The sequence below is a fragment of the Flavobacterium sharifuzzamanii genome (assembly GCF_003254585.1).
Classification (GTDB): Bacteria; Bacteroidota; Bacteroidia; order Flavobacteriales; family Flavobacteriaceae; genus Flavobacterium; species Flavobacterium sharifuzzamanii.
Genome location: NZ_QJGZ01000030.1, coordinates 1 through 23880 on the forward strand (window position 1 = coordinate 1; position 23880 = coordinate 23880).

Below are 23880 nucleotides of genomic sequence, written 5' to 3' on the forward strand. Positions count from 1 at the left end.
TTATGTGGACAATGCATCTGATTATGATGATTCCACAGATAATATTACCAATATTGCCCCGCAGCATTTTTACAGAGATTACGATACTGATACTTTTGGAGATCCTGCAAATTATGTATATTATAGCAATATGCCGACAGGTTATGTTGCTAATAATTTAGATTGCAATGACTTCAATAAAATGATTAATCCCGAGACAAAATGGTATCGCGATTTTGATAAAGATGGTTTTGGAGACAATAATGTAGTGCTGTTGAGTTGTCTGCAGCCAGATGGATATGTTGACAACAATGCAGACTGTAATGATGCTGTTATTTCGCTTAATCCAAATTCGGTTTGGTATCGAGATACAGATGGAGATGGATTTGGATTGGTTTCAGCAACGATTATCGGCTGCATACAGCCGATAGGCTACGTGTCTAATGGAGCAGATTATGACGATAGCACCAGAAATATTACCAATATTCCTCCTCGATATTATTTCCGAGATTTTGATCGTGATGGTTTTGGGGATCCTCTTAACACTGTTTATTATAGTATGGCTCCAGATGGATATATTGACAATGCTCTTGATTGCAATGATTCTGATGATACGGTTAATCCCAACAAAATTTGGTATCGTGATGTAGATCGTGATGGTTATGGAGTTGCCTCCGTAACGACAAAAAGTTGTCAGAAACCGGAAGGCTATGCTGACAATGCATCTGATTATGATGATTCCACAGACAATATTACCAATATTGCCCCGCAGCATTTTTACAGAGATTACGATACTGACACTTTTGGAGATCCCGCAAATTATGTATATTATAGCAATATGCCGACAGGTTATGTTGCTAATAATTTAGATTGCAATGACTTCAATAAAATGATTAATCCCGAGACAAAATGGTATCGCGATTTTGATAAAGATGGTTTCGGAGACAATAATGTAGTGCTGTTGAGTTGTCTGCGGCCAGATGGATATGTTGACAACAATGCGGACTGTAATGATGCTGTTATTTCGCTTAATCCAAATTCGGTTTGGTATCGAGATACAGATGGAGATGGATTTGGATTGGTTTCAGCAACGATTATCGGCTGCATACAGCCGATAGGCTACGTGTCTAATGGAGCAGATTATGATGATAGCACTGGAAATATTACTAACATAGCTCCGCAAACATTCTATCAGGATGTAGATAAGGATGGTTTTGGAAATCCTGCTTCAAGTGTGTTCTACAGTAAAATTCCAGATGGTTACGTAACCAACAATTTAGACTGTCATGACGGTGATATTACTTTAAATCCAGATACAAAATGGTATGCTGACAATGATTCAGATGGTTTAGGAGATCCGTCAAATTATGTTCAGCAATGTACAATGCCGACTGGGAAATATGTGCGAAACAATACAGATAATTGTCCTTTTGTTTTTGGCACCAGTTCAGATTGCAATAATATCATTGCTCCTTCCGACCAGAATTATATTATTAGTAAAATTTACAAAGAACCAACCGATGCTGTTTTAGAATCTCCATCCTTAGAACAGGCACAGACCAGTATAACTTATTTTGATGGGCTGGGAAGACCTGTGCAAAAAATTGCCAACAGGCAATCCAATGCCGGGAAGGATATTGTCACTCATATTGGCTATGATAATTTAGGCAGAGAGTTTCAGGAGTATTTGCCTTATGAATCATCTTCAGCTAATATGGCATTTGAAGCCAGTGCGAAAGATAATACAATAGCTTTTTACAATGTAAATAAATATGATAATACGTCTAATCCATATTCACAAAAAGAACTGGAGTCTTCTCCGTTAAGCAGAGTTTTAAAGCAGGCAGCCTCTGGAAATTCATGGGCAATGGGCAGTGGGCATGAAATAAAAATGGAATATCAGAGCAATCTGACAGCAGATGCCGTAAAAATGTATCAGGCAGTAGCCTCTTGGAATGAAGGTTCAGGGCTTTATGATATTTCCATTTCAGAAGACGGAACATATGGGGAAAATGCCTTGTATAAAAGCGTTACCTATGATGAAAATACATCGGCGAGTCCTGCTGAGGGATCGGGTTCTACAGTTGAATTTAAGAATAAAGAAGGCCAAGTTGTATTGAAACGAACCTATAATGCGGGAGACAAACACGATACTTATTATGTCTACGATATCTATGGAAATCTTACTTATGTAATTCCGCCAAAGGCAGAAGGTACCGTAGATTTCAATGTTTTAAATAGTTTATGCTATCAATACAAATACGACAGTAAAAACCGTCTGGTAGAGAAAAAACTTCCAGGCAAGCAATGGGAGTTTATTGTTTATGACAAATTAGACAGACCGGTTGCTACCGGACCGGCATATTCTCCTTTTAAAGATGAGAATGCCTTAGGTTGGATTATAACAAAATACGATGCTTTTAATAGACCAATATATACAGGCTGGAGCAGCCAGACATCAAATGCTGCGACGCGAAAATCTCTGCAGGATGCACAGAATGCAGCGACGGTTCTATTTGAAACAAAACAGACTTCTGGAACAATTGACGGAGTCGAAGCATATTACAGCAATGTCATAGCGCCGACAAGCTTTAAGCTTTTAACCGTTAATTATTATGATGATTATGCATTTCCAAATGCACAGGGACTTCCGACCTCAGTAGAAGGGCAATATATTCTGGCAAATGTAAAAGGCATGGCTTCCGGAAGCTGGACAAGAGCGGTGACTACATCTTCTTCAACAGCAGGCGAAACCAGCACAATATTTTATGATGATAAGGCAAGACCAGTCAAAAATTATCTTCAGAACTATTTGGGCGGGTATACCTTAAGTGAAAGCAAGCTGGACTTTGCAGGAAAAACACTTTATACAATTACAAAACACAAAAGAACTTCTGGCAATCCAGAGATTGCGGTAAGAGAAGAGTTTACCTATTCTCCTCAAGACCGTCTTCTTACGCATACGCACCAGGTAAACGGCGGAACAGTAGAACTTTTGGCCGATAATTTCTATGACGCCTTAGGGCAGCTTGTAAGCAAGAAAGTGGGAAATAGCGTTGGAAACCCGCTTCAGAAAGTGGATTATAAGTATAACATTAGAGGCTGGCTGAAAGAAATTAATAAAACAGGCAATCTGCAGCAGGATACAGACCCTGTCGATTTATTTGCCTTCAAGATCAATTACGAAACCACACAGACCGATATATCAGATGTAAGGGCACTCTACAATGGAAACATCTCAGAAACATTCTGGAAAACGGCTTCCGATTTAAACGAAAGGGCTTATGGCTATAAATATGATAATCTGAACCGTCTTACAAATGCCGTTTATGAAAAGAACGGTATGACTACAAGCGCCTATGACGAGAATCTGTCTTATGACAAAAACGGAAATATAATGAAGCTGATCCGCAAGGGAGATTACGACCCTGAAGTAGGCAATCTTGATATGGACGATTTAGTTTATACTTATCCGGCAAACTCAAACCAGCTGTCTAAAGTTGAAGATAATTCCAATAACACCAGCGGATTTAACGATGCAAATAAAATTGGTGATGATTACAGTTATGATGATAACGGAAATATGATTGCCGACAAGAACAAGAATATCACTGACATAAGTTACAATCATTTAAACCTGCCGAAGAAAATAACATTTGGAACAACAGGAAGCATTGAGTACTTTTACAATGCATCTGGGCAAAAACTGAAAAAAGCGGTTACTGAAGGCACTGTTACTGCCGTTACTGATTATTTGGGAGGCTACCAATACAAAGACAATGTTCTGGAGTTTTTCCCGACAGCAGAAGGGTATGTAAAAAATACGGCAGGAGCGCTTTCGTATGTTTTCCAATACAAAGACCATTTAGGAAACGTTCGACTAAGCTATGCTAAAAACCCGACAACACAGGTTCTTGAAATTATTGAAGAGAATAATTATTATCCTTTTGGATTAAAGCACAAAGCATATAATGATTATCTGCCGACAGCGAATAAGTATAAGTACCAAGGCCAAGAGCGTCAAGACGAGCTGGGACTGGGCTGGGACAGTTTTAAATGGAGAAACTATGATTACGCTATTGGAAGATTTATGGGTATTGATCCACTAACAGAACAATATAATGATTGGTCCCCTTATGTATTTAGTGGCAATAGAGTGATAGATGCAGTTGAACTAGAAGGTTTAGAACCTTATAGATTATTTGGAAGCGAAAAAGATGCCGCAGGAAATTGGGCTGAAATATATAATTATAAATCTATAAGAGATAAAAGAGAATATGGATCAACAATTGGGAAAAATGTTGATGCAAATGGCAAGGTATGGTATTCTTATGGACCTCCTGCCATTGCATTAGAGAACACAGTTCACCCTAGTGACGCCCCACCTGGAACAACTCCAGTTGCCTATATTCATAGTCATGGTGCTTATCAAGAAGAGTATGCAAACAATGAATTCTCAAGTTCGGATATGTGGTATGGAGTAAATCACAATATTAATGCTTATGTATCAACTCCGAATGGAAGTTTACAAAGATACCCACTTTCAACTAGGGTTCCTACTACTTTAAGGACGGATTTGTCTTATGATCCTTATGATCCTGATAATCCATCTTCATTTAGTTTATTAACAATTCGAAAGAATAGAAATATAATAGGGCCTTTATTGATAGACCTAAGTAAATCAACTACTCCAACAACTAAACCGACAAATAAGACTTACAACCCATTGCCAACACCAACGCCAACACCAAAACCAGCGCCTAAACCAGCGCCTAAACCTAGGCCAGATAAGAAGCCAACAGGTAGAACTGGCTATGGTTTTACCTAAATAGTCTTCGGTCAGACAATAAAAGTTTTATTAATAAAAATCAATAACATGAAAAAAAATCTATTTATATTACTCCTTTTTATTTTTGCTAATTGCGGAAGAGATAATCTTCTTAAAAACTTTACAGAACAACCGATACCTCTGGGTGGTAGCTCAGAAAAAAGAGAACTAAATGCTTCGAAAAAAGATTTTTCTGTGGAAATTTATGATGAGAAATTAAAGATTGATTCTGTGCGACACAACTTTTTTACTGAATTGAAGATTTCTAATGGAATTCTTAAGACACAAGATAAAGGGGAATGGGGAGGAAAAATCGAATTTATTTCTGACGATGGCAAAACTGTTAATATTAAGGAGGGAAATGTGAAGTTTGTTTTCCAGCTTAATAATAAAATATACTTTATAGAAGGGTTATCTCATTTGGGAATTAATGAGGGAGAATTGTATGAATTAGAGCATACTACTTATGGATTTTCTTACAAAACTATGCTTAAATTCGAAGATGCTCCTTTAGCCATGAATATTTTTGAAAATAAACTTTACATTGCTGGATTTAAGAGTTTCTTTGTTGTAGATAACTTTAAAATAAAAAATATTTTCATGAATGCTTTTTGGAGTGATCTATATCCGAATTCCGTTGCTGTTATTGATGAGACAATTGTCTATTTAGGAATTAGAAGTGGAATAGTAAAACTAAATTTACAAGAAAAGAAAATGAAATTTTATAAAGCCTTGTAGTTAAACAGTAATATTAGTGTTAGTATAGAATTAACAATATCAAATTAAATATACCAACCGAAATAGAAGACAAAGTTAAGGGTGCATTTATGCACCCTTAACTATTTATATACCCTTATAAAGTCTCTTTTTCTTTTTTGGTTTAAATTGTTTAGAAACATATTCATTTATCTTTTCTCCTCGGAGCAGTATATCAGCAAGATTCTCTTTCACATACTCTTTTGAATCTAGATTTTGAAAGTTCTCTGAATTTGTTGAAATAGAGCTTTCATATTTTCTCTCAAGTGCAAGAATGTTCATTACACAGCTTTCCTGAATTCCTTTTGCACTGAACTCTTTTCCAAGACTGCTTCCATTGACAACCGACTGTGTTTTAAAGTCGACAAAAGTAATTCCATAAAGTTTTCCCTCACTGCTTTTTCTTAAAACAGTATGAATAGCTTCATCTTTGAGCTTTTCAGATAATCTCTCGACAGAAGTAATTCTTTCATCATAAAAAGCCTGTCTCAAAGTATTTTTAATGTGGCTTTTGGCGTATTGCTTCTTTGTTTCATTTATCCTGAATTTTTCCTCCAGAAATTTTAAGGTAGGTCTGCTGTAAAATTCGCTTGCTTTTATCGGCACGCCTATCGGTTTTGAATTCTGGTCAAGTATCTTGTAAAGCAGTCCATTGTTTTTAAAAACTCTCGATTCCTCGCTTCCTCTGTCAGCATGAACATTATAGAGGTTTAAAACCGCGTTGAGTTCAGGCAGGCTTGAATATTTATAGTCAAACAGCACCTTGTTTAAAACTGAATTGATAGCCTTTCTGGACTCTGCTTTTCCGTATTGGACTCTGCCGACATCTATCGGATTTAATGAAAAAGGTTCTTTCTGTTTTCTTCCTTCGGCTTTTACAAGCCCGAACATTTCTTCAATTTCTTTTCGGGCAGGTTCTGACTTTCTGATTCCCAGTAAATGCAGATCGATTCTTTTTCCGTCTCTCTGAATGTTATTTGTCACGATATGGCAGTGCGGATGACCCGCATCATAATGCTGATACACCAGATAAGGCTGTCTGCCGAAACCCAGTTTTTCCATATAAGTGTCTGCAATTTCAGCCAGTTTTTCTTTCGAATGATTCTCCGAAGGATCAAAGTTGAGCGAGATATGCACTGTGTTTCGCTTCGCATTAGTATTGAGTTCTGCCAGTTTTAGAAAGCGGTTTAATTTTGAATTGAAACTCAATTTTTCCAGCTCCAGCGGATAATTCAGAGCACTTATGCATTCCGCTTTTCCAATTTCAACTTTATTTTCGTTGTAATTCAGAATGCCTCTTATGGACGAGCTTGTTTTTATCACTGCAACCATTTTTCTGCTATTTTCTGGGTGTGGCCTGAGACCTCCTCCATTTTATCAAAAAGTCTTTTTCTTTGTATCTCGAACAGGTAAAGGTGTCCCTTGAAATCGGGAACTGTTTTGAGCGTGTTTATCTTTCTGGCAATCTGATTGATATTATTGCCGATTGCCCGCAATTCGGAAGTAAGGACGGCTGTTTCTTCCATCAGTTCGTCTAAAGACTGATTTCTGTAAGTGGCTACAATTGGTTTGTTGAATAAGTGGCTTCTGATGTGGTCGCTTAATTTTCGGCAGGTGCTTGCTCTAAATCTTTTTTCCAGTTCGGCATACTCCAAAGGAGTGAATCGCAGTCCCACGATTCGTGTTCTGTTTGAATTTTCTCTTTTCATCATCTTTCATCTTCATTGTTATCAAACTCTTTGCATTTAAGTTTCTCCACCGCCGAGTTTCGAGGCAAATGGGTGGCAAGATAGGCGGTTGTTAAACAACCGTTCATCTTGCTGATGTCAGGAACGTGGACATCTTTGGAGATTTTTTAAAAGCAGGCTTCTAATTTAGAAAAAATATTTGAATGTATCATGCGCAAAATATGGTCATGATGGCTGTAGGATGTTATCTTTTAACTATTTACTAAAGAACTCTATAAAAATTGAATGCTCTTAGAAAGAGATTTTGAGAATCATAAAAATATCATTTAATTGAGAGCTCTGCTTTTAGTTGGTCAGTCTGCTTTTTATGTTTCTTTTCCAGCTCTTCAAACTCTTTCACTTTCTTTTTGTAGTACACCTCTTTTAAATAAATTTCTTTATCAATGCGGGAAAGCTCCTTTTCCAAAATCTTGTTTTTTTCATAGCGATATAAAAAAGATATAAGTGTGAAGAATAAAAGGCTTAAAAGAATTACAAAAAGAATTTTAGGACGATTCATAAGTAAATGAATTATTGAATTAGAAATCGTTTGTTTTTATTAGTGATAAATATATAGTAAAATTTTTAATTTACTATAATACATGTGTTTAGAAGCAGGTGTGTCTCGATTGAAAATTTTTTAAAAGAAAAAGGGAAAAAAGAAAGCAGTCTTCAATTGGACAAGCAGACAGGTGAAGTGCTATAAGTCCCGAAGGGCATTTTTTGAGGAACGAAAAAAAATGTTATGCGCACTTCTCTGGCTGTGCCCAATATTTTGCTTTGCTTTTTTTTCTTTTCGGAAGTTTCATTTGTCTTTGCGTTGTATAGAATAATCCTTTGGACACTAAAATAATCAACAAAAAGGTTTTTCAGGCATATGTAGATTTTACATGTCGAATAAAAGAGCATAAAGCCAGTTTAGATTTTTTCAGATGAATAACTCTTTATTTTTATGAATTATGGTTTTCCGTAAATAATATGAATTGATATTAAATAAATTTGGTTTTAAAACCTATAGATTATGGACACAGCCTTACAAAATGATTTTTTAAATCAGTCTCTTATTTCACATCAGATTGTTTTCACAGTTGGTAAACGCACCGAAACAGACAGAGTTAGTAGCTTAGATGAATCAAAATTTCAGGAAGCAAAGAATAAGGGACGAGAACTGGGAAATGATATTTTAAAACAGCTTTTTGATAAAGTAGAATATGGCAAAATTGAAAGCCATTTTAATACTGAAAGGTTAAATTCTAAAAATCTTAACAGTGTCAGGGAAAAAATTATAAATCTTTACTACCAAAGAGAAATAATTACAGATGAAGTAGCAAAACTTTCAGAAAAACACAAGACGCTTAATGGGCAATATCTAAAAACAAAAAACTCAATTTTTAGATTTTTATATAAAAAGAAATTACTGAGACTTACAGAAGAATTAGAAGAGAGCCGAACTGCTCTTGAGGCCGTAAAGCGGGCTCAAACGGAATCGTATTTAAATATTAGATATGAATTTGAAACGGTCGAGTTTAAAGATAAATATTCCGATCTTGTAAGTGCATTTACTTCATTAAAAAATTCGGATAAAATCTGGGATATGACTTATTCAGAAGCTAATACAGATACGAAAGCTGCAGCACAGACTTCAATGCATCGAAATGAGGTAGTATTTTCAATAGAATCAATTCCCGCAATTAAAACAGATGAAAAAAGTTTCTATTTTGAAAATTATAACGGTGGGGATTTTTATTTTTATCCAAGTTTCATAATATATTTTAAAACCAAAGATGATATTGCTGTTCTTGATTATTCTGATCTCCAATTACACTATTCAGAAGCTCGATTTTTAGAGGAAAGTAAAAATATACAGACGGATACTGAAATTGTTGGTGAAACTTGGTATAGAGTAAACAGAGACGGCTCGCCTGATAAAAGGTTTGTTAATAATTATAAGATCCCAATAGTTTTATATGGATCTATTCATATAAAAACCGAGTCAGGGATCAATGAATTATATTATATAAGCAATTTTCAAAATGCTAAACACTTTTGTGAACAATATAAACTTTATCAGTCTATGCTGTAGTTTTTGTCAGATATTCAAAAAAAAAGAGACTCTACAGTCTCTTTTTTTTTGAATTAATATATCTTTTATAAAAGCTTATTTAGCTTTTAGTAATTTTTCCAAATATTCAATTTTGTCTTGTTCAGATTTCAATAATCTTTCGTAAAGTTTTTTATTCTCATCTACAGATTCCATTAATTTATCCAGTGGGTTAAAAGTGCATTGGCTATTTAATGACGAATTATCGTTAAAATTATTAAAGCTGTTGAAGTAATTAATTACGCCTTCATCAGAAAAATTTTTAATTGCTTCCACGCTTATTCCTAGGGCTTTTGCCACTTCTTTTAATTTTTCATCATCTATTTCTTCACTATTTTCTAATATCGAAACAGTCTGCTGGTTTGTTCCCATAGCCTGTGCCAGTGCTTCCTGCTTCATGTCTTTCAGTTCACGGATGCGGCTGATTTTACGCCCCATGTGGTTTTGTTTTGTTAATGTACTCATAGCTCAAAGATAATAATTAAGAATAAAAATGTGAGATTCATGTATGATACAAAAAATCCCATGTACGGTACGGTAAAATTTGATACGGTACGGTATCAGTAATTGCTTACTTGCCTGTGTGTTAAGCAAAAATACAATTTTTCACACAAGTATTAACTAAAATAAGTAAAATTATGAAAACAATTGACAACTTAGGATTGCAGACAGTGAGCGGTATTATTACTGACTGCATAAGTACAGGCAGTATATACTGCTTTGGAGAAAAAAAGCACTTTGACGCAGTTGAAAACCCTTTTCAAGAATCTGTTTCTGGAGAAAAAGCGCATACCCATTATTATCTGCTCGTTTTAACGGATGAATATATTATAAATGCTGTTGCAGATATCAGCGATATAATAAAACACAAAACTGAAGGCCGTTATACGGCAACATTATTATTTTATAAAACAAAATTCAAGCATTCTCTCACACACAACCAACTGTATTTTTATCATCAGGTTGTGACAAGAGGCTATAAGGCGTATGAACGTGAAAATTCGCCTTTACATATTTCCTTTGAGGAGGCTCCAGACTTTAAAATCAAAAGAATAAAGTCTTACTGGAAAAATAGAAATATAATCGCTGAGAGCTATTTGGCAAGCGTAAGCCAGCTTGATTACACCAGTACTGGATTTGTTCAGGAATCTATGTATCATATCGCTGTAGAGCAAATATGCTTGGGACTTATCAGTGTGTTTTTAGGATATTATCCCGATCATTTTTCACTGCCGTATTTATTTGAAATATGTGAAATATTTACTCCTTTGACTTCGGATATTTTTCCACGAACTACCACTGAGGATAAAGCGATGTTTGACCTGTTAAAAGCAAATCCAGCTTCGCTACGCTGGAGCAATGTGAAAAAATCCTGTTTAGTGGATATAGAACTTCTAGAGAAAAGATGCGATGTTTTTTATGCAAAAGCTACTGAGATTGCCGAGGCGGAATTACTGCGACAAGAAAGCTTGTGTGCTGTTGAATAGTAAAAGCGGAAGTTATGTATTGTAATATTCTAACCCATAAAGAACATCCCAGATATAGGGCTGTAAAGAAAATGGCAAAACTTCTTTTGGAATTTGTCGAAGCTGACTGCATTTATTTTACTGAATCAGATTTAGAATCAAAAATCGGGATTATGTCTTTAGTGATAAGCAGAGAAAGCGAACATTATTATGACGATGTCAATGACCATTTATGGAAAGTAATCCAGAATCATACTGAGTTTGTATTCTGTTTTTTTAACAGGGACTGCATAAAAGATGAATTGAAAAGAGGAAATCTCTTTTTTATTCTAAACTGCGGAGAAACGGATCTTATATATATAAATGATGGGCAGAAGCCCGTTATGGATATAAAAAGTATAAAACTAAAGCGTCTTATAAAGCAGACAAAGAAGAGATACCAAATGTGGAGATCGGAAGCAGTTACAATCGGCAGAGATTTCAAGTATCATCATAATAACGATAATCTCTTAATGGCATTTTATGTTCTTCATCAGCAGTTCAGGTATATGTTCATAAATGTTTCATGGCTTTTGACAGGGGAATGGATTCCTCATGAAGGCATAGCTGACCAGCAGGAACATGTCGGTGCATTTAAAAGCTCATTCGGAAATGTATTTGATGTAAATATTGAAAAAGAAAAGGATGCCTTAGAGAAGATGGAATCCGCCCGTAAGGCTGTGCAATGGGGAGAACATGCTGAGCCTTTTGATATTGAGAGTGCAGATTATGCAAATGAGAAACTGCAATGGATGAAAAAAGAAGTTGAGACAGTTTTTCTGGAGAAGATAGAAAAAGCTAAAGAAATATTTAATAATCATGGAAACAGATGAAATTGTAAAACTGAAAAAAATCGAAATGTTAAGCAATAGACTGCTTAATACTTTAAAACCAGCACAGGATAAAAGAGGCATGTATAATGCAGAGATCAGAATATATGATTATTGCGAACTTCTTTCAATTATAAGAAACCTGATGAAGCTCTGCATAATCGCTTTGGACAACGACAGTGCAGAAGTTCCGCCTACGGTTCTAAACCAGAATATTGATGTAGGGCTTATATTGGGAGTAACGCTTCAGCTGTTCCCGATCGATGAATTTGAGCTTATAAATGAAATAAGTTATTTATGTAAGGATATGAAAGATGAAGGTAATTTAGATTCCAATTCATGATTTGCGTTTTGATGTACATATTATGTCCATGACATTGACAGAAAAGCGATTTATCTTTGGGAAAGAATCTGAAAATGGATCGAGTAATGATAGGTAAATTTTGCTTATGATCCTCAGTGGATTAGGTTTTATATTTGTATTATCCCCACCATATTTTGATCAGGGTAAAATGAAAAAAGTGTTATAACTTTATAGCGATGAATGATTGTGGAACAAAAAAGACCGAGGCTCGGTCTTTTTTTAATGAAGAGGAATTTCAAATGGAGAAGGATGGAAGAGAAGAAAGAGGAAAAATGACGGCAGAAAAAACCAGAAAAATGCTGAAAGATGAAGGAGTGGAAGTGACGCTGGAACAGGCGGGAATGATTTTAGAATTTTTAAGAAAACTGGCAAACATGGCAGTTTCAAACTATTTAAAGAAAAAAGATGAGAAGAATAGCAGACCTATACGTGAGAGTGAGTACAGATGAGCAGGCAGACAGGGGCTACTCACAGAGAAATCAGGAAGAAATGCTTCGCAAGTACTGCGAAATAAATGCAGTTGAAATAAGACATGTTATTTATGAAGACCATTCGGCAAAGACATTCAACCGTCCGCAGTGGAAGAAACTGATTGCGGATTTAAAGAAGCATAAGAATAAAACCGATCTTCTCCTGTTTACCAAATGGGACAGGTTCAGCAGAAATGCAGGAGATGCATACCAGATGATCAGTATCCTCAGAAAATTAGGAGTTGAGCCTCAGGCAATAGAACAGCCTTTGGATCTATCAATACCTGAGAACAAAATGATGCTGGCTTTTTATCTGGCTGCTCCCGAGGTGGAGAATGACCGTAGAGCCCTGAATACCTTTCACGGAATGAGAAGAGCTAGAAAAGAGGGAAGATACATGGGAATTGCTCCCATTGGATATGTTAACCGAGTAAAAGAAGACGGTACAAAATATATTGCATTCGACCAGCCAGAAGCCTCTATTTTAAAATGGGCTTTTGAAGAACTTTCCAAAGGAATCTTTAATACGGAACAGGTGCTTCACATGGCAAAAGAAAAGGGTCTTAAAGCAGGCAAGAACCATTTTTGGAGAGCGATCCGCAATCCTCTTTACTGCGGTAAGATAGAAGTTCCTAAATATAAGGATGAGGAACGCACTTTAGTGAGAGGACAGCACGAAGCTTTAATTTCGGAAATGCTTTTCTATAAAGTTCAGGATGTGCTTGACGGGCGATCTCGCAAATATCTTCCAAAAACTCTTTCAGCCAAGCCTTTTCCCCTGAGAGGTTTTTTCATCTGTCCCGACTGCGGGAAAATATTGACTGGAAGCATATCTAAAGGACGACATAAATATTATCCGTATTACCATTGCAGTGCAGGTTGCAGATACAGGATTAATTCGGAAACAGCCAATGAGATATTTATACAAAACCTGAAAAAATATGTTCCTATTCCTGAAATTAAAAATATCTATGCCAATGTCATAGGCGACTGTTATAAAGAACAGATTAAGGATGTATTGGAAGAAAAGACTAAAATCATAAGCCAGATCAAAGATTATGAAGCCAGAATCTCAAATGCAAGAGATCTTCTTGCAACAAAACAGATAGATGCTTCAGACTACCGTGATATGAAGTCAGATTACGGAGAGATGGTAAGAAGGCTTGAATTAAAATTATCTGGTATCGACGATGAGAATAAAGATATTCAAGAGCTTTTAAAAGCGGGAGTAGACAACCTGATGAAGCTTAACGAATATTATGAAAACGGCAACTGGATTGAATCGAGAGACTTATTAGGTTCGATTTTTCCTGAGAATTTTACGATCTCAGAAAACGGGTTTCGAACCGCTAGAGTAAATGAAGTGGTGCATCTCATCTACAGTATTAACAGGCTGATAGGGCTAAATAAAAAAGGGACAAAGAAGAAAATTTCTTCTTTGTCCCAATTAGTAGCGGGAACAGGACTCGAACCTGTGACCTTCGGGTTATGAGCCCGACGAGCTGCCTACTGCTCTATCCCGCGATGTTTCGGGTGCAAAGATACACACTAAATACGGTTATGCAAATAATTTTAGTACTTTATTTTTTATAATTTTTATAAAAGATGATTTTTCTTATATTTTATAATCCAATAATTCTTGGTAAACGTTTCCTTTTAAGCCTAATAGCATGGCAAATGCAGGTTCGGTTTTTATACCGCGTTCTTTTAGTTTTATGATGGCTAATCTAAAGTTTTCGTCTCTAGAGCGAAGAATTTGGTCTTCAATAACCATATGTCTGTAGCCATTTTGAAGTTCTGTTGGAATATTTTGTCCGAAGATTTCGATTTCAAAAGTCTCAATAAAGAAGTTTGCTACAACTGATTCCTTATTGTCAATTACGATTTCTCGAATCGAAAAACGGTTTTCTTTTTCGAACAAATGTTTAATTCTTTCAATAAAAGCAGATTTGTTTTGCCAATAACAGACAATATCCAAATCGCTGTTTTCAATATCAATATTTATCGGAATCGTGCCAACCAGGATAGGATCAAACTCAGTAAGATTTTCCAAAACTTGATACTTGGTCAGAATATGAAATGCGGCTTGTTGTTTTGAATTTCCCGTTTTTAAATACGATATGTCTTTGAAATTAATCATTTATAATATCGCTTTTTTCTTCGTTGATTTCCTGTTCTAATCTTTTATTGATGTTGATTTTAGCATTCGTAAAAACAAAAATTGTAGTTCCATATTCTCTGGCATATTGATTTTTTATCTGACCGCCAATAGCAGCCGTTTCAAAATACGGACTTGTTTCTTTCAGTTCTTCATTGTTTTCGTCAAATTCCTTAACACGAATCAGATTTTTGTAATGAGTGGTGAGATCAAACCAATTGAGATAATCAGCGTTGAAAGAAACCGCTTTTATTCCTTTTTTAGAATAAAAATTAATGGCTCCTGCTTGACCGTAATTGTCGCAGAGCACAATAGTTTCTTTTTTATTGGGCATTAAATCGTAAAGAGAATCTGTTTTTCTGGCCAATTCTTTCCAGCCCAGCATATCAGCAAAATCCTGAGGCAGATGATGGTCTTTTCCGTCTTCCCAACGAAGCATTCCCATTTTTTTATATTTCTCTGAATGTGCCACCATATATTCTGGACTTTTATTTGGAAAAGCAATATTGTACATCGGAACAAAAAACAATAGTGGAAGTAAGATAAAAATAGGCTTTAGAAAACGTTTCCAACCATTGTTTAGAATTTCAGATAAAAACACAGCTCCAAAAGCAATGTAAATTGGGTATAGTCCGATAGCGTAATACGCTTTTGCTTTGAAGTAAATAAAAATCAAAAGCGTGAAAACAAAGGTTGCAAAAAACAACTGATATTTTTTGAAGGGCTGGTAAAATAAAACTGCATAAAGTCCAGCTAAAATCACCAATAATCCGCCAATAAAAAAGAGAATCTGTTCTTTAAGAAAATTAGCTCGATCTACATTGATCAATTGCGTTTCGGCCAATTCTTTCATGTGGTGTACAATCGGAAAATGATTGCTATACTGCCAGTAAAGATTTGGGAGAATTAGCATTAATCCTAAAATCAAAGCAAAATAAAACTCTTTTTTTGCCAGTATTTTTCGTTGTTTAGAAAGTAAAATAGCGGGAACTAATCCGAGAAATAAAAACACGATATTGTACTTGTTTAGGAAACCAAAGGCGAAAGTTATTCCAGCGAAATAAATCCATTTTGTGTTTTCTGAAGTAATGTATTGTATCAGAAAATAATAAAATGCAGTCCAACATAAAACGTCAAAAGAGTTTGGCTGATACAGCGTGTTGAGACGAAGAAGACAAGAAAGCAAAACACACAAAGCGCCGAGAATTAAAGCATAAAGGTTTCCTTTTAAAAGTTCTATAGTTTTCCAGACCACCAAAAGCGTCAAAGCACCAAATAGGGCAGGGAAGAACTTGATCCAGAAAACCGAATTTCCAAGCAGATAAATAATATACGAAAACCAAGAAGTAACTGGCGGAACAGATAAATATCCCCAAGCCAAATGATGCGCCTGATCCAGATGTAGATATTCATCGCGCTGTAAGTCGTATTCTGGACTTAGCAAAATGTATTGAAGTGCAAATTTTAAAATGATAAATCCAATTAAAATAAATGTCTTTTTGTTCATGTAGATTCTGGTTTCTTTGGTTTGATTAGTTTTTGTGTTGCAAGTGGTTTCAACTCAAAGGATAATTCTGTAGCTAAGATAGGACTTATTTTGATTTTTGAATATTGGGAATGTTTCTTGTTGAAACAATGTAAAGTGCACGTATTTAGATATTTGTGTTTTTAAAATGTCAATTGAATTTACATTTTTATTACCTTTATTATCAAGCAAATAACTTTAAAAGAAAATACCATGAAAAAGAAATTATTGATTTTAGTTGTCTTTTTAGGGACAATTTCATTTACAAATGCACAAAGTATAGGAGATGTTACAAAAGCGGCGAGTAAGGCGTCGACAGCGGCAGTACCCGGTTTTGATGTTGCTAGTTTAGCGAATCAGGTTATGGGGGTACTATCTCCAAAATTAAAATTAACAGATGCTCAAAAACCGGTGGTAAATTCATTGGTAAATGAAACTCTAAACAAAAAGAAGAATATTTTGCCTACAATGGCTACTGACAAGGCTGGTTATACTTCTAAAATGACCACGACTAGAGAATCTTTTATATCTAAAATGAAAAAGAATATCAGTCCAACTCAATTTGATGCACTTACATCCTTATTGCCCAAATCAGCTTCGGCAGTAACGCCGTTGGCAAAAATGCTTTACTAAAATAGCCTAAAAATAAAAAAAGCAAAATAGAAATCTATTTTGCTTTTTTTATTTTCAAATTTTCAGAAAATATCTTCGATCGAAAGGTCTTATTCTTCGACAGTTTCAAATTCCATGTGGTCGATAATTTCTGCTTCTGGCTTTTCTGGTTTAGACGCTTTCAGTGCATTAAATCTTTCCAACATTTCTGTTTCGCCTTCTTCACCACTGAAATAAGGGAAAACATCCATAATTGGTGTTTCTGTAATAGCAGGAATAGAATATTCTCCCATTGTATTTTTCATTATGTGAAGTGTATTGTCATAAGCTTCGCGAACGTCATTTGCCTGAACCAGCATATACATGCTTGTTTTTCTTTCCTTACCGCTTTCTTCATCATAAGCGATTAAAGTGATTTTAGATTTAAACCATCTATCTGCATTTTCAAAAGGATGAATTTCGGCATAATTTGCCACTTTGATAGCCGTGATTTTAAATTCTTCACTAGTATAAGCGGCCATCTCCTCAGTCATTCTTTTTTCAGCTTCTGTATAAGACAAAGCATCGACCAAATAAGGCTCGGTTAAAACTTTTTGTCCTCCAGTTTCATCTGTTTTTCTATATTTTACTTTGCATTCGTACCAAACTGCGCTCATCTCTTTTTAAATTTTAAGGATGCCAAAGATAAATTTTACAGCAGAAATAATAGTTAAATCTTCAAATAGATATTCACAATTTTAGATGATTTTAGGTAATGTTTTGAGAATCTGAAAGTTGTGATTTTACGAAATAATTTGTCTTTATTTTTTATGTTTTTAATGTAAATCACTGAGAAACAATTCTTTGTTTTTTAAAGTGAAATATTATAAAAAAAAAAATATAAATTTTCTGAAATCCAAATAATCCATTTATTCGTAAGTACCAATAATAATGGCTGGGAATGGAATTAAATTCAAATGATATTGGTTTTTGGAGCATATTGAATTTTCGCATTTCCAGCTATTATTTTTATCACTATTAAAAATAAAAGGTTGGAAAAATTAAACGTTCAGAAGTTGGCAGAAACTTTAAAATATCTGGAAAGCAAACAGCGCGAATTAAAAAGACAAGATAAGAAAGACACACGAAGTCTAGAATCGATGATTAATTATCTAAAAAAAGAAATGATGGAACAGCACAATTTATCTCACTATCATCAATTGATAAAACAAGAAATCAAAGACACAGAAACCTTTATCGCGAGCGTCAAAAATATCATCGAAATCAATTCGTAAAACTGTTTAGTATTGTATATTTTTTGTTTTTACTCCAATTTGAATTTTTCGTTTTTGCAATCTAGAATCAATTTATGGTTCAGGAAAAGTTTGTTGCCAATCATTCCCTGCATTCCAGAACGTTTCATCAAGAATTTTTGAAGATCTGAAGTGCCTTCGATATAAGTAACTTCAGAAAGGTTCAATGTTACTTTTCCAAATTGTATTTTCTTTTTCGCAGAAGCGGAATAAATACTCAAAGTATTTCCCCACGAATTTCCTTTTTCGGTTTTTATCGAACTGTTTTTATTGCGGTATTGCTGCCAGATTTCTTTTGTGGTAATCAATTCATAACCACTCGTTCCAGAATCGTATAGCAGTTTTAATTTTTCATTTCCGATAGCGGAAGGAATGAGTATTTTACGTTTTTTGAATTCAAAATCGATGAAATCAGCTTCTTTGATTTTTTCGATGAATGAACATTGATTGTTCTTGAAATCTAAAACAGTAACTCGTTTTTCGAATAAATCGGTTCCAATTGTACCGATTATGTTCACGGCTTTTAAATTGTCAAAATTGATTTTTTCACCATAATTCAAAACTTCAAAATTATCTGAAGTTATATTCATATTTCCGATTGTAAAAGCAGTAGAAATCGTGGCATTTTCATTATCAATTTTCAACTGATTTTGAAATTTTTCAGCGATAGATTCTAATGATTTTTTGTAGAAAACGGTAATAGGCGAACCCGAATCAAATTGCATATAGAATGTACGATTGATTCCTTTTATTTTAACGGGTAAAAGCAGAGCAGAATGAGCGTTTTCGTTATCAGAAATCCATATTGTTGGAATATTTTCTGCAATTCCTGAAACATTTAAATAGTTTTCTGGCGGAGTAAATTTCTTTTGAAAATAAAAATATCCTCCGACCAAGAATAAAACGATAATAGTTAAAAATACGAATGCAATTTTCTTGAATAATTTCATAGTCTGTTTTTTCTGCAAGATTCGGATTTTGATTCCGATTTTCCTGAGAAATCAATACGACAGTTTTACGCCATTTTTATGACTTATATTATAAGAAGTTGGTTTTTAATTTTATAGCCAAGTTTTGATTTTGGTTTAAACTGATTCCGTTTAGAATAACGATTATGAGTTTTAAGCTAAAAATGGTAATTAAAGGAATAATAAAAAGAGGAAATCTAAAAGTAAATGATTTTTGGATAAACGGACTTGCAATCATTAAAACCGAAAGAATAAGACTTAAAACAATTTGAAGACTTACAATTTGTTTGCCTATTTCTTTATTTATTGGATCTTGGGTTTTATAAGTTAAAACTAAAGGAAAAATAATGCTCCCAAACGGAATGATAAGTCCTGATAAAACAGAAAGATTAATCAGTTTGGCTCTTTCGATTTGGACGCTTTCTTTTTTGAAAATAAGATTTTCGGGATTGGTTTCTAGAGCTTCGGCAAGTGTTTTTAAGGTAAAACCTTTGAGAATATTTCCAGCTTCAATTCTCTGAATGGTTCGTAATGAAAGACCCGATTTTTCGGCAAGTTCATTTTGAGTCATGTTTTTTTCTTCTCTCAAAAGTTTAACTTTATTCTTCATGGTTTTAAACTGCTGGTTTAAAGACGAAATTATGAAAAAACTTTTGATGAAATGGGTATGAATAAAACCTTCAATTATAGACTAATTCAAAGTTTTAATAAAAAATTAGTTTTTTTTCTTTAACAAAATTCACTAACTTGTTGTGTAATAAATGATTCCTTTAATGATGTTATCATAAAATTTCCAGTTATGCGAGTATCCGTTGTCCGAAAAAATGTAAAGTTGTTGCCAGATTCCAAGAGAGTTGTTGCCAGATATTTTATGAATGGGCAGGAAAGGACCCAGCAAATGGTGCTTCGGATAATGACGCTAGACGAGAAACAAGTGCTGCAGACTTTGGAGCAGACACTTCGTGAATTTGCGAGGAGACATCGAAATATTTCTGCTGTATTTTTTAGACACTGTGAAAGAATTCGTCCTATAATTGAAAGCATGGAGATCAATTATGAGGCCATGTCTCTCGATCGAAAAATGCTTATTGGGTCTTATTGTACAATGGAGTATGCCATAGAATCGGCGGCGATTTTTAACCCTTCAATTGTTGAAGATTTTGATCAGACGGGATTGGAAATGGGAGAAAAACGTGTTATTATTTCTTTTCGTGCAACGGGCGAAGGCCATATTTCGTCGATTGTTTTTAGAAGAGCCATTTTAGATCGCGACAATAATCTGCATATCATGAAAATTGGAAATCATATTGATCAGGCAGAAATTGAACATAAAACATTATTTAATAAAGAGCGATTTTTGACCAAGCTGTATGAAATGCATACAACAGACAAATATATAGCTCAGATTATGCAGGATCTGCCAGAAGAATTTGAATTTGCTGTTTTGAAAAACACGCTTATTGAAGCTTTAAAAGATCCTTTAATTCGTGAAGAAAGAAAAGTAGCATTGGAAGAAATACTGTGGCTGGCGAATTCTTTTTACGATTTGCAGTTTCAACACGATTCAGATATAACAGAACGTGTCATTTTTCCGATTTCTGATTCTGAAAGTCGCGGAATAGAAGATGCGCGTTTTGTGCGTTTTGTTGATGACAATGGTTCTGATCGTGTTATGGCAACTTACACGGCTTATAACGGACACACAATTTTGCCAAAATTAATTTCAACTGAAGATTTTTATAGCTTTAGAGTTATGCCACTTCATGGAGAAGGAGCGCAGAATAAAAACCTAGCTTTATTTCCTCGAAAAATAAAAGGCAAATATGCTATGCTGGCGAGAATTGATGGTGTGAATAATTACATTATGTATTCTGATCGTGTAACACAATGGAATACGCCAATTCTTTTGCAAAAACCTAAATTTACTTGGGAATTGACCCAAATAGGAAATTGCGGTTCTCCATTATGGACAGAAGAAGGCTGGCTTGTTATTACCCATGGAGTCGGTACAATGAGACGTTACTGTATTGGCGCTTCATTATTTGATTTAGATGATCCGTCTAAGGAAATAGGAAGATTGACCGAACCTTTGCTTTCGCCTTCGGAAGATGAGCGAGAAGGCTATGTGCCAAATGTCGTGTATTCTTGTGGAGCGATTATTCATAATAATAGTTTGATTCTTCCTTATGCCGTTTCAGATTATTGCTCAACTTATGCTGTGGTGGATATGGTTGAATTGCTGGATGCGCTGAGGAAAAGTAAATAAACTTATCTTTTGTTTTTAAGATTAGGGATTTTCTTCGTCAGGTTTCTCCAATATCGTTTTGGCATGTGTTTGGTATTTTTTCTTGATTTGATATTAACGCGGCTGAATTTTAGTTTTTTGGAGCGAAAAGCCATTTTTTCAATACCAGGAATTGATGTTAGAAAATTAGCCAAATAAGCTGTTCTAAATTGTATTATTTTTTTTGGAAGGTTATTTTTACATTAAAAAAATAACTATATTTAAAATTCAAAAAACAGGTATAAATACGGGGTTGTAGATTGTTAAAACTTTATACATTCGCCGAAATAGAAAAACTGATTTCCCCCCTTAACATTGGTTTTTCAAATTTAGAAGTATTAGCAAATATTAGGAACAAAAGGCTAAAACAATGAAATTTGTAAAAGGACAAGATGTTTCCTACACAGCATTGAGTGGGATATCTTACAGAGGAACCATTATCGAAAGAAAAATGGATTTTAAAAAGGGGCTTATAATAAAATCGACTTCAAAAGAAAGAGATTTTCATTATCTTATTGAGATACAAAAAAATGGCACAACAGAGAAAATTCTATGTGCTGAAAATCATCTTAAATTATTAGAAAAGAAAAAACGCGTTGCAAAGAAAGTGGCTTAGACGTGGTATAAAAAAACCATGAAGAATTTAAGATAATAAAGTTCTCCGTAGTTTTTTGCGCTTAATAAGAGTCAAATCCCATTTTTTAGTCCAATTCTTTTCAAGCTGTTTATGATTCTAAAAACAATTTCATCAGAAAACATGAAGCTGGAAAGCGTTTCTTTCAATTCTGTTGCCGTTTGGGGCTGTAGTTCCAGAAGGTTGTTTAAGTGTATTTTGGCTTTCGCGTCTTCACTTAGTAGGGATAAAGACACCGCTTTAAGCAAAGAATCCCAAATGGTCTCGTTAAAATCCATCTTTTCTGCCCAATATAAAGACTTTTGATATTCTTTTTTATGGATGTAATAGTAACAATATCCCACATTAATCCACCACGGATGTGCGGGATTTATATTGGTTGCATTTTCTAATAAATTAAAACCTTTTTCAAAATAACCTGCAAATATCAATACACAGCCTATTCCAGAGGTAATGCCAGAAGAATTAGGATTTATTTTCAAGCATTGTTCTGCTGCTGCTAGACAGTTGTCCTGATCTTTTTTAAAGCAGTTTATAATGGATAAGGCGTACCAGGCTTGCTGGCAATTTGGATCAATGTTTAAAGCTTTTGTAATGCAATGACTGCTTTTTTCGATTGTTTTTTGGGAATTGTCTAATCCCAAGGCAATAGAAGCCAACTGCATTTCGCCCAGCATTGCCCAGACAATTGCATAGTTTGGGGCTAATTCTACAGCTTCAGTTAAATTAGACAAAGCGTTAGCATAATTTTCGATAGAATATGAACAATGGTATTCTTGATAACTGCAGATTGCCTTTAAAACGACTGAATTGTTTGCTATTTTTGATGGTGCAGTCTTTATCATTTCTTTAAAAATAATACCATAATAACCGCCCATAGAAGTTACAATATCCTTTACAATTTCATTTTGAATCCTAATGCCGTCGTCTAGAGTGGCGGGTGTAAATAATTTGGTTAATATAAACTTTCCTGAGGAGGAGTCTATCAAGTTGACTCTGATTTGCAGTTTGTTGCTAATAATTTGAATATGTCCTGTGATAATAAAATCTGCTCTGAGAAGACTGGCAGCTTCTAGAACATTTTCATTAATTTTTGTAATAATATCAGAAGAGAAATGGCCAATAACAGAGATATCCTGAAAACGTGAAAGTTCTGCACTGATTTCTTCAGAAAGAATCTGCGAAAAGGCTTCTAAATCTGGACGATGGGCAATTGTTTTAAAAGGAAAAACTGTAATGACCGGATTAGTTTTAGTGGTACTGATAGGTAAATCAGTATGTCTCGGTTTATTATTATGAACAAATTCTGGAACATAACCGCCTTTTGGTACATGAATAATAAGCGGATTGTCTTTTCCGTCAGTAGAATAATACTCATGAAGCAATTTTCTCAAGCGTCCTGCATGAATTCGAACCATTGCGTCATCATGAGGATTAAAATGAGAAGGCCTGCTTAAAGCATTTACAGCTATAGAATATTCTTTGATAAACTGCTGTCTTTCATCTATCGTCTCTGTCACAATATAGCGCAGAAAGTTACTTAGCAGTGTTGAGTTTTTAAAAGAATAAAACTTTAAAACATTCTCCAGTTCATTATAGATTTTATCCGAGGGGATTTTTTTTGTAGACTCCATAATAAATTATTTGAAAATTATTAATGTCAAAAAAAAAGTCACTGGGGCGTATAAAATGTTAAAGACCAAATAATTATGAAGATATAAATTTATGAAAATTTTTAACATGTTAGTATTATTAATCTGATATTTTTAACCGTTAAATGTAACGGTTAATAACCCTATTTGTGCTGTTGTATTAGTTATATTTGTTTGATAATCAGTTAAAAACTG

22 protein-coding genes and 1 tRNA gene are annotated in these 23880 nt (G+C 34.5%); 12 read left to right on the forward strand and 11 right to left on the reverse strand.

Translation table 11 applies throughout. The features are described 5' to 3' along the window. Together DMA14_RS22955 and DMA14_RS01260 are read left to right on the forward strand one after the other, a co-directional pair. Nucleotides 1-4807: DUF6443 domain-containing protein (locus DMA14_RS22955; protein WP_162536271.1), on the forward strand; the 4807-nt coding region annotated here is incomplete at its 5' end. A 48-nt stretch (nt 4808-4855) separates the two neighbouring features. Then, on the forward strand, nt 4856-5545 hold the full coding sequence (locus tag DMA14_RS01260; RefSeq protein WP_111422502.1) for a hypothetical protein: 690 nt from the start codon (nt 4856-4858) through the stop codon (nt 5543-5545). Nucleotides 5546-5650: 105 nt separating this feature from the next. Here the strand turns inward: DMA14_RS01260 and DMA14_RS01265 are convergent, their stop codons facing one another. From DMA14_RS01265 to DMA14_RS01275, 3 genes are all read right to left on the reverse strand, one after another. Next, on the reverse strand, nt 5651-6895 hold the full coding sequence (locus DMA14_RS01265) for a relaxase/mobilization nuclease domain-containing protein (protein WP_111422504.1): 1245 nt from the start codon (nt 6893-6895) through the stop codon (nt 5651-5653). After that, entirely contained in the window at nt 6883-7275 is a 393-nt protein-coding gene (locus DMA14_RS01270) for a plasmid mobilization protein (RefSeq protein ID WP_111422505.1), read from the reverse strand. Before DMA14_RS01270 ends, DMA14_RS01265 begins: the two co-directional genes overlap by 13 nt. A 298-nt stretch (nt 7276-7573) precedes the next feature. After that, nucleotides 7574-7810 (reverse strand): hypothetical protein, encoded by a 237-nt coding sequence (locus tag DMA14_RS01275; protein ID WP_111422507.1) that lies wholly within the window; start codon nt 7808-7810, stop codon nt 7574-7576. Between the two features lie 501 nt (nt 7811-8311). Between DMA14_RS01275 and DMA14_RS01280 the strand changes: the two genes are divergently transcribed. Beyond that, nucleotides 8312-9373, forward strand: coding sequence for a hypothetical protein (locus tag DMA14_RS01280; protein ID WP_111422509.1), 1062 nt, complete (start codon nt 8312-8314; stop codon nt 9371-9373). 75 nt (nt 9374-9448) lie between these two features. Here the strand turns inward: DMA14_RS01280 and DMA14_RS01285 are convergent, their stop codons facing one another. Next, nucleotides 9449-9856, reverse strand: a complete 408-nt coding sequence (locus DMA14_RS01285) for a helix-turn-helix domain-containing protein (RefSeq protein ID WP_111422510.1) — start codon at nt 9854-9856, stop codon at nt 9449-9451. A gap of 173 nt (nt 9857-10029) precedes the next feature. Between DMA14_RS01285 and DMA14_RS01290 the strand changes: the two genes are divergently transcribed. The 5 genes from DMA14_RS01290 (at nt 10030) to DMA14_RS01310 (ending at nt 14052) form a co-directional block, all read left to right on the forward strand. Then, nucleotides 10030-10878: a hypothetical protein gene (locus tag DMA14_RS01290; RefSeq protein WP_111422512.1), complete on the forward strand. Its 849-nt coding sequence runs from the start codon at nt 10030-10032 to the stop codon at nt 10876-10878. A 14-nt stretch (nt 10879-10892) separates the two neighbouring features. After that, nucleotides 10893-11729 (forward strand): RNA-binding protein, encoded by an 837-nt coding sequence (locus DMA14_RS01295; RefSeq protein ID WP_111422514.1) that lies wholly within the window; start codon nt 10893-10895, stop codon nt 11727-11729. Next, entirely contained in the window at nt 11716-12069 is a 354-nt protein-coding gene (locus tag DMA14_RS01300) for a hypothetical protein (protein ID WP_111422516.1), read from the forward strand. The genes DMA14_RS01295 and DMA14_RS01300 overlap by 14 nt, the downstream gene beginning before the upstream one ends. Before the next feature lie 260 nt (nt 12070-12329). Further along, nucleotides 12330-12539, forward strand: coding sequence for a hypothetical protein (locus DMA14_RS01305; RefSeq protein WP_203418222.1), 210 nt, complete (start codon nt 12330-12332; stop codon nt 12537-12539). Next, nucleotides 12496-14052 (forward strand): recombinase family protein, encoded by a 1557-nt coding sequence (locus tag DMA14_RS01310; RefSeq protein ID WP_111422658.1) that lies wholly within the window; start codon nt 12496-12498, stop codon nt 14050-14052. Before DMA14_RS01305 ends, DMA14_RS01310 begins: the two co-directional genes overlap by 44 nt. Here DMA14_RS01310 and DMA14_RS01315 read toward each other — a convergent pair. From DMA14_RS01315 to DMA14_RS01325, 3 genes are all read right to left on the reverse strand, one after another. Continuing rightward, nucleotides 14012-14084 (reverse strand) — tRNA-Met (locus DMA14_RS01315). The two genes, DMA14_RS01310 and DMA14_RS01315, sit on opposite strands and share 41 nt — an antisense overlap. A gap of 91 nt (nt 14085-14175) precedes the next feature. After that, nucleotides 14176-14700 (reverse strand): DUF4269 domain-containing protein, encoded by a 525-nt coding sequence (locus tag DMA14_RS01320; protein WP_111422518.1) that lies wholly within the window; start codon nt 14698-14700, stop codon nt 14176-14178. Next, a complete protein-coding gene (locus DMA14_RS01325) occupies nt 14693-16225 on the reverse strand; it encodes a glycosyltransferase family 39 protein (protein ID WP_111422520.1) in 1533 nt (510 codons plus the stop codon). Before DMA14_RS01325 ends, DMA14_RS01320 begins: the two co-directional genes overlap by 8 nt. 231 nt (nt 16226-16456) lie before the next feature. Here DMA14_RS01325 and DMA14_RS01330 point away from each other — a divergent pair, with 231 nt between their 5' ends. Then, nucleotides 16457-16876, forward strand: a complete 420-nt coding sequence (locus DMA14_RS01330; RefSeq protein WP_111422521.1) for a hypothetical protein — start codon at nt 16457-16459, stop codon at nt 16874-16876. A gap of 89 nt (nt 16877-16965) precedes the next feature. Here DMA14_RS01330 and DMA14_RS01335 read toward each other — a convergent pair whose 3' ends face one another. Further along, nucleotides 16966-17511 carry a DUF4494 domain-containing protein gene (locus tag DMA14_RS01335; RefSeq protein ID WP_111422523.1) on the reverse strand — a complete coding sequence of 182 codons (546 nt, stop codon included), beginning with the start codon at nt 17509-17511 and terminating at the stop codon, nt 16966-16968. Between the two features lie 375 nt (nt 17512-17886). On the opposite strand from DMA14_RS01335, the gene DMA14_RS01340 reads away from it, so the two are divergent. After that, nucleotides 17887-18129, forward strand: a complete 243-nt coding sequence (locus tag DMA14_RS01340) for a hypothetical protein (RefSeq protein WP_111422524.1) — start codon at nt 17887-17889, stop codon at nt 18127-18129. A 29-nt stretch (nt 18130-18158) separates the two neighbouring features. Here the strand turns inward: DMA14_RS01340 and DMA14_RS01345 are convergent, their stop codons facing one another. Both DMA14_RS01345 and DMA14_RS01350 read right to left on the reverse strand, forming a co-directional pair. Beyond that, complete coding sequence (locus tag DMA14_RS01345; protein WP_111422526.1) at nt 18159-19097, reverse strand: hypothetical protein; 939 nt, start codon at nt 19095-19097, stop codon at nt 18159-18161. An 88-nt stretch (nt 19098-19185) separates the two neighbouring features. Beyond that, nucleotides 19186-19725 carry a helix-turn-helix domain-containing protein gene (locus tag DMA14_RS01350; protein ID WP_111422528.1) on the reverse strand — a complete coding sequence of 180 codons (540 nt, stop codon included), beginning with the start codon at nt 19723-19725 and terminating at the stop codon, nt 19186-19188. Between the two features lie 189 nt (nt 19726-19914). Here DMA14_RS01350 and DMA14_RS01355 point away from each other — a divergent pair, with 189 nt between their 5' ends. Both DMA14_RS01355 and DMA14_RS01365 read left to right on the forward strand, forming a co-directional pair. Beyond that, nucleotides 19915-21381, forward strand: a complete 1467-nt coding sequence (locus DMA14_RS01355; RefSeq protein WP_111422529.1) for a glycoside hydrolase family 130 protein — start codon at nt 19915-19917, stop codon at nt 21379-21381. Between the two features lie 388 nt (nt 21382-21769). Further along, entirely contained in the window at nt 21770-22015 is a 246-nt protein-coding gene (locus tag DMA14_RS01365) for a hypothetical protein (protein ID WP_111422531.1), read from the forward strand. Between the two features lie 71 nt (nt 22016-22086). Here DMA14_RS01365 and DMA14_RS01370 read toward each other — a convergent pair whose 3' ends face one another. Beyond that, nucleotides 22087-23667 (reverse strand): tetratricopeptide repeat protein, encoded by a 1581-nt coding sequence (locus tag DMA14_RS01370; RefSeq protein ID WP_111422533.1) that lies wholly within the window; start codon nt 23665-23667, stop codon nt 22087-22089. Nucleotides 23668-23880: the final 213 nt, after the last annotated feature.

Excerpts from the sequence above, each read along its gene's own strand:
- DMA14_RS01260 (WP_111422502.1), top strand. The coding sequence starts at position 4,856 with ATGAAAAAAAATCTATTTATATTACTCCTTTTTATTTTTGCTAATTGC.
- DMA14_RS01265 (WP_111422504.1), bottom strand. The coding sequence starts at position 6,895 with ATGGTTGCAGTGATAAAAACAAGCTCGTCCATAAGAGGCATTCTGAAT.
- DMA14_RS01270 (WP_111422505.1), bottom strand. The coding sequence starts at position 7,275 with ATGATGAAAAGAGAAAATTCAAACAGAACACGAATCGTGGGACTGCGA.
- DMA14_RS01275 (WP_111422507.1), bottom strand. The coding sequence starts at position 7,810 with ATGAATCGTCCTAAAATTCTTTTTGTAATTCTTTTAAGCCTTTTATTC.
- DMA14_RS01280 (WP_111422509.1), top strand. The coding sequence starts at position 8,312 with ATGGACACAGCCTTACAAAATGATTTTTTAAATCAGTCTCTTATTTCA.
- DMA14_RS01285 (WP_111422510.1), bottom strand. The coding sequence starts at position 9,856 with ATGAGTACATTAACAAAACAAAACCACATGGGGCGTAAAATCAGCCGC.
- DMA14_RS01290 (WP_111422512.1), top strand. The coding sequence starts at position 10,030 with ATGAAAACAATTGACAACTTAGGATTGCAGACAGTGAGCGGTATTATT.
- DMA14_RS01295 (WP_111422514.1), top strand. The coding sequence starts at position 10,893 with ATGTATTGTAATATTCTAACCCATAAAGAACATCCCAGATATAGGGCT.
- DMA14_RS01300 (WP_111422516.1), top strand. The coding sequence starts at position 11,716 with ATGGAAACAGATGAAATTGTAAAACTGAAAAAAATCGAAATGTTAAGC.
- DMA14_RS01305 (WP_203418222.1), top strand. The coding sequence starts at position 12,330 with ATGGAGAAGGATGGAAGAGAAGAAAGAGGAAAAATGACGGCAGAAAAA.
- DMA14_RS01310 (WP_111422658.1), top strand. The coding sequence starts at position 12,496 with ATGAGAAGAATAGCAGACCTATACGTGAGAGTGAGTACAGATGAGCAG.
- DMA14_RS01320 (WP_111422518.1), bottom strand. The coding sequence starts at position 14,700 with ATGATTAATTTCAAAGACATATCGTATTTAAAAACGGGAAATTCAAAA.
- DMA14_RS01325 (WP_111422520.1), bottom strand. The coding sequence starts at position 16,225 with ATGAACAAAAAGACATTTATTTTAATTGGATTTATCATTTTAAAATTT.
- DMA14_RS01330 (WP_111422521.1), top strand. The coding sequence starts at position 16,457 with ATGAAAAAGAAATTATTGATTTTAGTTGTCTTTTTAGGGACAATTTCA.
- DMA14_RS01335 (WP_111422523.1), bottom strand. The coding sequence starts at position 17,511 with ATGAGCGCAGTTTGGTACGAATGCAAAGTAAAATATAGAAAAACAGAT.
- DMA14_RS01345 (WP_111422526.1), bottom strand. The coding sequence starts at position 19,097 with ATGAAATTATTCAAGAAAATTGCATTCGTATTTTTAACTATTATCGTT.
- DMA14_RS01350 (WP_111422528.1), bottom strand. The coding sequence starts at position 19,725 with ATGAAGAATAAAGTTAAACTTTTGAGAGAAGAAAAAAACATGACTCAA.
- DMA14_RS01355 (WP_111422529.1), top strand. The coding sequence starts at position 19,915 with ATGCGAGTATCCGTTGTCCGAAAAAATGTAAAGTTGTTGCCAGATTCC.
- DMA14_RS01365 (WP_111422531.1), top strand. The coding sequence starts at position 21,770 with ATGAAATTTGTAAAAGGACAAGATGTTTCCTACACAGCATTGAGTGGG.
- DMA14_RS01370 (WP_111422533.1), bottom strand. The coding sequence starts at position 23,667 with ATGGAGTCTACAAAAAAAATCCCCTCGGATAAAATCTATAATGAACTG.